This window comes from Blastococcus sp. SYSU D00813, assembly GCF_054050735.1.
The window spans coordinates 24,541-33,489 of record NZ_JBJGZX010000044.1 but is presented as its reverse complement, the minus strand read 5'-3'; the positions used below and the strand labels follow the sequence as shown (position 1 = coordinate 33,489).

Sequence of the window (8,949 nt, the reverse complement as noted above, 5' to 3'; positions counted from 1 at the left end):
CCCCCCCCCCCCCCCCCCCCCCCCCCCCCCCCCCCCCCCCCCCCCCCCCCCCCCCCCCCCCCCCCCCCCCCCCCCCCCCCCCCCCCCCCCCCCCCCCCCCCCCCCCCCCCCCCCCCCCCGGGGGTGGGGCTACTGGGAGAGGTTGGTGAACTCGGTGGACCACTTCGTGGTGAAGAAGCCCTCGAAGTCCACCGGCGGCGGGGCGAGCTCCCCCTCGGCCGGCAGGTTCTCCGCGTCGACGACGAAGGGCTGCCAGAACTCCAGGCCGTCGCCGTAGTCCGGCCGCGGCTCGGTCGAGATGGGCGTGTCCCGCCCGAAGAACTCGGCCAGCTGGTCCATGGCCACCCAGGCGATCCACTCGTGGGTGTTCTCCGCCGCGGCGTCGACCTGGCCGGCCCGGATGAGGTCGATGGTCGGGAGGTTGGCGTAGAAGGTCAGGATCATCGGCCGCTCGGGGAACTGGGCGCCCGGCCGGAGCACCTGCATGGCCTGCGCGGCCCCGATCTCGGAGCCGGAGAAGGTCAGGTAGTAGGCCTGGATGTCCGGGTTGCCGTTGAACGACGACGAGACGGCCTGCTGGGCGCCGGGGATCAGGTTGGCCGCGTCGGCGTCGAACGTGTCCCCGATGGTCACGTCACTGCCCTCCAGCGCCCGGTCGAGACCCTCGAGCCGCTGGATGACGAAGTCGGCCTGGAAGGTCTGCGTGGCGATCTCCCCGCCGTCGGGCAGCTGGTCGACCAGCCAGTCGCCGAGCACCTGGCCGAACTCGGCCTCGTCGGGGTAGATGGAGCCGTCGAACAGGTCCTCCTGGCCGATGTAGCCGCCGATGTTGACCACCGGGATGCCGGCCGCCTCCGCCTGGGTGAGGGCCGGCGCGATGGACGACTGCGGCATGCCGTTGGTCAGGATCGCGTCGACACCGGTGTTGACGAAGTTCGTCGCGCAGGTGAGCTGCCCCTGCGGCGTGGACTGGCCGTCGCAGACCTCGAGCTCCCACCCGAGCGCGGCCGCGGCGTTCTGGACCCCCTGGGTCAGGCGCGCGGAGATCGGGATGGCCTCGCCGTAGGAGATGTAGCCGATGGTCTGCGCCGGCAGCTCGACAGGCTCGCCCGCGGCCTCGGCCGCGGCCGTGGCGGCCTCCTCGATCTCGGGCGTGAGCTCGGGGAGCGGCAGGTCGCCCAGCCGGCCACCGGCCGAGCTGTCGCCGCCACTCCCACCACCGCCGCCGGACCCCCCGTCGTCGGACTCGGAGCAGGCGGCGGTCAGCAGCAGGGCCGCCGCGGCGGCGCAGGCGGCCAGGGAACGAGGTCTCATGAGCGTGGTCTCCGATTCGGACGAGTGCAGCGGTGCAGTCGTGGTGCGGTGGAGCCCTGATCTGACGACCACCGGCCGGGGTCGGAGTGCTCGGACGCGGGCCGGCGTCGGATGTGACGCGGATAACGATGCGCATTGATGTCATGGTTGTTGGGGTGCGTCAAGAGTCGTCGGTCACCGAGACGCATCCGTGATGCGGTCCCGTTCCGTCCGCTCCCCTCCCCCGCCGGAGGTCCTCCCGCGCACTCCGGGGGCTGGCGCGACGCTCGAAACATGCATATGGTTCGCCCAGTCAGGTCTGTGCAGCCCGTCACAGCGTCGAGACGAGGAAGGTCAGATGAACCAGGGACTCATCCCCGCCAAGTGGGCGGCGCTGACGCCGCGCAACGAGGCGGTCATCGACGTGCCGAACAACCGGCGTCTCACCTATGCGGAGTTCGACGAGCTCGTCCGCCGGCTGGCCAACGGGCTGCGCGGGCTCGGCCTGGAGAAGGGCGACCGCTTCGGCGTCCTGTCCCGCAACTGCGCCGAGTTCCTCGCGCTCTACTTCGCCGCCGGCCGGGCCGGGCTGGTGCTGCAGCCGCTCAACTGGCGGCTGGCCGGCGAGGAGCTGGCCACGATCGTCCGCGACGCGTCCCCGAAGGCGATCATCAGCCAGGACGAGTTCGGCCCGGCGGTCGAGCAGCTCCAGCGCGACGTCGACGTGCCGAACTGGCTGCAGTTCGGCGAGAAGAGCGACGGCACCTTCGCCCGGTTCGTGGAGTCGGCCAGCGCCGAAGAGCCGATCTGGACACCGTCGATCGGGGACGACGACCCGTTCTTCATCCTCTACACCGGCGGCACCACCGGGAAGAGCAAGGGCGCCATGCACACCCACCGCAGCGCGGGGGCGATGATGCTGGCGCAGACGGTGGCCGAGCGCATCGTGCCCAGCGACGTCTACATGCTGACCGGGCAGATGTACCACATCCCCGTGGTGCTGGCGATGAACTACACCCGCCACGGCTGCCCGAACGTGCTGGTCAACTTCGAGGCCAAGCAGGCGCTGGAGATCATCCAGGAGGAGAAGGTCTCGGCCTTCCTCGGCATCACCACGATGATCAACTGGATGATGGCGGTCGAGAACTTCGCGTCCTACGACCTGTCCAGCCTGCGCAACTTCCAGTACGGCGGCGGGCCCATGCCGTCGTCGGTCGTCCGCGCGGCGATGGACAACTTCCCGTGCACGATGATCCAGGGCTACGGGCAGACCGAGGGCGCCGGGATGACGTTCCTCTCCCAGGAGGACCACATCAACGCCGTGAAGGGGATCCACCCCGAGCGGCTGCGCTCCTGCGGCCGGGAGGGCTTCACCGCCCAGATCCGCGTCGTCGACGAGTACGGCAACGACGTCCCGCGCGACGGTCGCACGGCGGGCCAGATCGTCGTCCGCGGCGAGCAGAACATGATCGGCTACCTCAACCAGCCCGAGCTCACCGCGCAGACGATCCGCGACGGCTGGATGTGGACCGGCGACATGGCCACCTGGGACGAGGACCGCTACGTCTTCATCGTCGACCGGGCCAAGGACATGATCATCTCCGGCGGGGAGAACATCTACTCCGTGCAGGTCGAGGAGGCCATCAACCAGCACCCGGCGGTGCTCGAGTGCGCCGTCTTCGGGGTGCCCGACGACGAGTGGGGCGAGTCGGTCAAGGCCGTCGTCGTCCTCAAGCCGGGGAAGTCGGCCACCGAGCAGGAGATCATCGACGAGGCCAAGAAGCACCTGGCCAGCTACCAGAAGCCGCGGTCGGTGGACTTCGTCGGCGAGCTGCCCAAGGCGCCCACCGGCAAGATCCTCAAGCGCAACCTGCGCGACCCGTACTGGGCCGAGCGGGACCGGGGCGTCTGAGTGGCGTTCGCGGAGGCCGACCTCGACGGTCAGGTGGGCCGGGCCTTCCCGGGCGGCACGTACACCGTGCACCCGTGGCGGGCCTGGCTCCTGGCCGACACCGTGCTCGCCGAGCCGCCGTCGCTGCGGGACGGCGGCGAGCAGGTGGCCCACCCCCTGTTCGCCTGGATGGCGGCCACCGGGGCGATGGGCATCACCTGGGACGAGCTGTTCGCCTGGTTCGGCGCCACCGCCGCCGACGGCCCGGTGTTCGGCGAGCACGAGACCACGCTGCACCGGCCGCTGCGGGTCGGCGGCACCTACCGGGTCAGCGGCGGCATCGTCTCGGCGCAGCGCAAGGTGGGCCGGCGCACCGGCGCCTTCGACGTCGTCGGGTACTCGATGGACCTGCACGACGACTCCGACGGCGTGCACGTGGCCACCTGCTGGAACTCCATCGTCTTCCCGCGGAGGGACGCATGACGGCATCACCGGCCGTGGAGGTCGGCACCGAGCTGCCCGCCTACGAGGTCGCCTCGGTCAGCGCCGAGAAGATGAAGACGATGGCGGCGCTGCTGAACGACCCCACGGCCATCCACTGGGACGTCGAGACGCTGCAGGCGCTCGGGATGGGCGACCGGCCGGTCAACCAGGGTCCGCTGAACATGGGCTACGTGATGAACGCCGTCACCGCGTGGGCCGGCGGCCCCGACCGGCTGCGCCGCCTGCGCGTGCGGTTCCTGGGCAACGTGCTGGCCGGCCACCACCTGCGGGTGCGTGCCACGGTCACCGAGCTGCGCGAGGAGGACGGCGCCCGGCTGGCCGACTGCGACGTGGTGCTCGAGGTGGTCGACGGGGACGCCGTCGTGTCCGGGACGGCGACGGTGGTGCTCTCATGAGCGAGCTCACGAGCTCATGCAGGGACACAGCAGCCCCGCGAACGCGGCCGACGAGCGCCAGCGAGGAGGGCGAGTGAGCGACTCGCAGCTGACCTTCCAGCTGTCGTACGGCGACTGCGACACCGTCGGCATCGCGTACTTCGCCGTCTACTACCCGTGGATGGAGCGGGCCTACAGCACCTGGCTGTACTCCCACGGCCTGCGCAGCGGCGAGCTCGCCGAGCAGCACGGGTTCATGACCGTGGGGGTGCACTCGGAGTGCACGTACAAGGCGATGGTGCGGGTGTTCGACGAGCTGACCGTCCGGCTGGTGCTGGACCGGGTCGGGTCGTCGTCCTACACCGTGGGGTTCGACTTCCTCCGCGGCGACGAGGTGGTCACCCACGGCACCATGACGTTCGTCTGCCGGACGCTCGAGGGCGGCAAGTCACCGATCCCCGACGTCCTGATGGACGTGCTGCGCACCCTGCCGGCGGCCGAGGGCGCGACCGCGTGAGCCTCGACCTGCCGGCGGTCACCGCGGCGCTGACCACAGTGCCGGCGCTGCCCGAGGGGGACGGCGCGGCGCTGGTGCGGGCGGTGCGCGACCAAGCCGACCGGCAGGCGATCGCCGACCTGCAGGTGCTCTACGGCCGGGCCGTCGACGACCACGCCATCGACGCGCTGGTCGCGATGTACACCGACGACGGCGTCTTCGAGCGCCGCGGCGTGGCCGTGACCGGGTCCGACGCCATCCGCGCCGCCTACGTGGCCAGCTTCGACACCTACCGGACGATGCTGCACACCGCCCACCCGGGCGTGGTGCGGCTGCACGGGGACGGGACGGCGTCGGGCTGGTCGCACGGCCACGCGGAGCTGGCCACGAGGAGCACGCTCGTGCTGGCCTCGTACCGCTACGAGGACGTTTACCGCCGGGTCGGGAGCCGCTGGCTGTTCTCCCGCCGGTCGATCACCTTCATGTACGCCGTCCCCGCCGACCAGATGGCCGGCAGCTTCCGCGACGAGCTGCGGATGCGCTGGCCGCGCACCGAGCCCGAGGCCGCCGACTACCCGGAAACCGCCCCGACCTGGGACACCTACCGCACCTGAGGCACGCCGCGAGGTCGCCCCGCCTCCTCCGAGCCGGGAGCGGCGAGGATGAGAAGGGGGCCGACATGGACCCGGCGGCACGGGCCGTCGTCCAGGAGCTCTTCGCGCGGACGGACCACCTCGTGGACGGCATGCTGGAGGCCATGCGCGGGCGCCCGAGCTACGCGCACGTGCCCGACCAGGAGGTCCGCGCCTCGGTGCGCCGGCACGTCCTGAGGCTGACCGAGCACCTACGCGACGGGGCACGGCCCCTGACCCCGGCGGACGAGGCGTTCTTCCGCGACGTGGGTGAGCAGCGTGCACGGCAGGGCGTCACCGCCGAGGACCTCGTCCACGTCTGGAAGGTCACGTTCGACCTCCTCCGGGCCCACGTCCTGCAGGCGGTCGACGTCCTGGCCGAGCACCCCGACGTCCTCCGTCAGCTGCTGCGGACCGCCGACCAGCTGGACCGGGGCGTCCTCTTCATCGTGGCCGGCTACCAGCGCGCCCAGGCCGGCCTGGCCCAGGCGGAACGGGAGCGCCGGGGCGAGGCCATCAGGCGCCTCACCACGCCGGGCGTCACCGCCGACGAGGTGCGCCGGACGGCGGAGGCCCACGGACTGGACGTCACCGCGACCTACCGGCCGTTCCGGGCCCGTCCGGCCGACGAGCGGGAGTTGCTCCGTCTGGAGGCGTTGCTCCGCGCGACGACAGGGTCCGCCGACACCCTGTACGGGGTGCTCGACGGCGACCTGTGCGGCGTCACCAGCAGCCCGCTGACGGCGGACCAGGAACACACGATCGGGGTGGCCGACGCCGTTCCGCTGCCCGACCTGCCGGAGGCCTTCCGCTCGGCGAGCCGGGCGCTGGCGGTCGCGGCACGCACGCGTCCCCCGGGGATCTACCGCCTCGCCGACCTCGGGCTGCTCCCCGCGGTCCTCGCCGACGACGACGTGGGCGCCGCACTGGAGGCCCGCTACGTCGCCCCGTACGTGGCGCAGGGCCCCGCGGGCGAGGCCGTGCTCGACACGGTCGAGTCCTACCTGGACCACCAGGCCAAGCTCGCGCCGACAGCGAGGGCCCTGCACGTCCACCTCAACACCGTCCGCTACCGCATCGCGCGGTTCGAGGAGACGGCGGGGATCTCGCTGCGGGACACCGAGCGGCTCGCCGAGGTGTGGTGGGTCCTGCGGCGGCGGCGGCTCCTCGCCCGCTGACGCGGGCAGGCCGCGCGACACCCGAGGGGGCACCGGAGGTGGCTCCGGGGGCGGGACTGGATGTCGCAGCCATGCCGGCCCGCTCATCCTTGGCGCGAACGGCCATGCCGTCCACCGGGTCCCGCTCGTAGCGTCTCCGGTGACGGGAGACACATCGCGAGGCGCACCGGAACCGCCGGCGCGCCGCGATGCAACCCATCGGGGGAACCCCGCGGCACCCGACGAGGGACGCCGTCGTCCGCGCCGACCGTCGTCACACTCCGTGATGACGGCCGCTCGGCATGCCCGCGCGAGGATCCGCCTCCAGGCGCCGCGCCTGCTCATGACTCCGGGCGCATGCTGCCGCTTGAGCAGGCCTTTCACGGCCCAAATGGGTTCCGGCGAAAAGAGTCACCAAGAACCCTTGTAAGGGTATTAAGGGTATGGCTAGTGTCCTGCCTCACAGCGGATCGTCACTCGCTGTAGCAATCCCTCCGGGTGTGCCGAGCGCGGCACCCGGAGGCTCCGGAGCAACGAGCGGCAGGCATCCGCACACGACCGACCGAGCCGACCGGATCCCGGCCCTCGAGCACGCCGCGACCACGAGGAGCCACGCCCGGCCCCCGTCAGGAAAGAGGTACCTGTGTCCTCCTCCACCAACCCCACCACCGCTGAGGTGTCCACCGAGGCGATCGCGAACGACTGGCTCACCCGGTTCGAGCGTGCCCTTGCTGCCGGCGAGGGGGCGGCGCAGCTGTTCCGGACCGACGGCTGGTGGCGGGATCTGCTCGCCTTCACCTGGGACCTGCGCACGGCCCACGGCCCGGACGCGATCGCCACCCAGGGCCGGTCGGCGCAGGATGCCGGACCGACCGGCTTCGCCCTCGCGCCCGGTTCCTCCGCCGACGTCGTCGGCGAGGGGGACGCCGCCTTCCTCCAGTTCCGCTTCGTCTTCGAGACCGACGTCGCACGGGGCGAAGGAGTGGCTCGCCTGACCCGCGCGGCCGGGTCGACCGACGACTGGCGCGCGTGGACGGTGCTGACCGCCACCCGAGAGCTCAAGGGACACGAGGAACTCGTGGATGCGCGCCGTCCGCACGGGGGGCCCCAGGGCTCCGAACGAGCTCCGATGAACTGGGCGCAGGCCCGGCAGCGGCAGCAGGAGTTCCTGGACGGCGAGCCCTCGGTCGTCGTGATCGGCGCCGGGCACGGAGGCCTGGGGGTCGCGGCGCGCCTCGGCCGGCTGGGTGTGGACACCCTCGTCGTCGACCGCAACCCGAGGGTCGGCGACAGCTGGCGGAACCGGTACGCCTCGCTCGTCCTGCACGACCCCGTCTGGTACGACCACATGCCGTACCTGCCGTTCCCTCCCAACTGGCCCGTCTTCGCCCCCAAGGACAAGCTCGCGGACTGGCTGGAGTTCTACGCCTCGGCGATGGAGCTCAACGTGTGGACCGGCAGCGAGATGGTGGCCAGCGAGTACGACGAGGTGCTGGGTACCTGGACGTTGACCATCCGGCGGGCCGACGGCACCGAGCGGCAGGTCCGGCCCCGCCACGTGGTCCTCGCCACCGGCGTGAGCGGCACGGAGCCCAACATCCCGGAGCTGCCGCACGCCGAGGAGTTCGCAGGCGTCCTCTGCCACTCGAGCACCTTCCGCGGGGGCGCGGAGTACGCGGGGAAGAAGGCGGTCGTCGTCGGCACCTGCAACAGCGGCCATGACATCGCCCAGGACCTCCACGAGCACGGCGCCGAGGTCACGATGGTCCAGCGCTCGAGCACCTACGTCGTCGACGTCGAGACCTCGGGTATCGCGATGGCCGGGATGTACGACGGCAGCGGTCCCCCGACCGAGGTGGCGGACCTGCTGAGCGCGTCCTTCCCCTTCAACGCCCTCCCGCCCCTGCAGCGGGCGGTGACGGCGCAGATGACGGCGATGGACAAGCCGCTGCTCGACCGGCTCGAGAAGGCCGGCTTCGCGCTCAACTCCGGCATCGACGACACCGGCGCCCTCGGGCTCTTCCTGCAGAAGGGCGGCGGCTACTACGTCAACGTCGGGTGCTCGGAGCTCATCGCCGATGGTGAGATCGCGATCCGCTCGGGCATCGCCGTCGAGCGCTTCACCCCCTCAGGGGTCGTGCTCACGGACGGCAGCACCCTCGAGGCCGACGTCGTGGTCCTCGCGACCGGCTACCACGGCATGCTCGCGACGGCACGCCGCCTCTTCGGCGACGAGGTCGCCGACCGGTGCGGACCGGTGTGGGGCCTCGACGACGAGGGGGAACTCCGCGGGGTCTGGCGCCGATCCGGCCACCCGGGGCTGTGGTTCATGGGCGGCAACCTGCAGATGGCCCGCTTCTACGGCCAGTTCCTCGCCCTGCAGATCACCGCCATCGAGGCCGGCGTCATCGGATCCCGCCCGGCCGCCGCGATGGTCCCGGCGCCCACCTCCTGACGCCGGGGGGGCGGGGCGGCGACCGCCCGCCACTCGCCCCGCCCCCCGTAGCACCCGCACACCGCGAGAGAGCGCGCCCCGGACTCGCGCCCACACACCCGGCTCCACGACCGCACCGGGACCGCTCGGTCCCCGGATGGCCGCACA

At 72.1% G+C, this 8,949-nt stretch carries 8 protein-coding genes; 7 read left to right on the top strand and 1 reads right to left on the bottom strand.

All coding sequences use genetic code 11. From position 1 onward, the window contains the following. Nucleotides 1-129: 129 nt before the first annotated feature. On the bottom strand, nt 130-1,314 hold the full coding sequence (locus ACI8AX_RS21165) for a sugar ABC transporter substrate-binding protein (protein ID WP_456551836.1): 1,185 nt from the start codon (nt 1,312-1,314) through the stop codon (nt 130-132). A gap of 337 nt (nt 1,315-1,651) precedes the next feature. On the opposite strand from ACI8AX_RS21165, the gene ACI8AX_RS21160 reads away from it, so the two are divergent. From ACI8AX_RS21160 to ACI8AX_RS21130, 7 genes are all read left to right on the top strand, one after another. Continuing rightward, nucleotides 1,652-3,205: an AMP-binding protein gene (locus ACI8AX_RS21160; protein WP_456551835.1), complete on the top strand. Its 1,554-nt coding sequence runs from the start codon at nt 1,652-1,654 to the stop codon at nt 3,203-3,205. Continuing rightward, complete coding sequence (locus ACI8AX_RS21155) at nt 3,206-3,667, top strand: hypothetical protein (protein WP_456551834.1); 462 nt, start codon at nt 3,206-3,208, stop codon at nt 3,665-3,667. After that, nucleotides 3,664-4,083 carry a MaoC family dehydratase gene (locus tag ACI8AX_RS21150; RefSeq protein WP_456551833.1) on the top strand — a complete coding sequence of 140 codons (420 nt, stop codon included), beginning with the start codon at nt 3,664-3,666 and terminating at the stop codon, nt 4,081-4,083. The genes ACI8AX_RS21155 and ACI8AX_RS21150 overlap by 4 nt, the downstream gene beginning before the upstream one ends. A 73-nt stretch (nt 4,084-4,156) precedes the next feature. Continuing rightward, nucleotides 4,157-4,579, top strand: coding sequence for an acyl-CoA thioesterase (locus ACI8AX_RS21145; protein ID WP_456551832.1), 423 nt, complete (start codon nt 4,157-4,159; stop codon nt 4,577-4,579). Further along, nucleotides 4,576-5,172 carry a nuclear transport factor 2 family protein gene (locus ACI8AX_RS21140; RefSeq protein ID WP_456551831.1) on the top strand — a complete coding sequence of 199 codons (597 nt, stop codon included), beginning with the start codon at nt 4,576-4,578 and terminating at the stop codon, nt 5,170-5,172. The genes ACI8AX_RS21145 and ACI8AX_RS21140 overlap by 4 nt, the downstream gene beginning before the upstream one ends. Nucleotides 5,173-5,237: 65 nt before the next feature. Next, entirely contained in the window at nt 5,238-6,368 is a 1,131-nt protein-coding gene (locus tag ACI8AX_RS21135; RefSeq protein ID WP_456551830.1) for a PucR family transcriptional regulator, read from the top strand. A 622-nt stretch (nt 6,369-6,990) separates the two neighbouring features. Further along, nucleotides 6,991-8,802, top strand: coding sequence for a flavin-containing monooxygenase (locus ACI8AX_RS21130; RefSeq protein ID WP_456551829.1), 1,812 nt, complete (start codon nt 6,991-6,993; stop codon nt 8,800-8,802). Nucleotides 8,803-8,949: the final 147 nt, after the last annotated feature.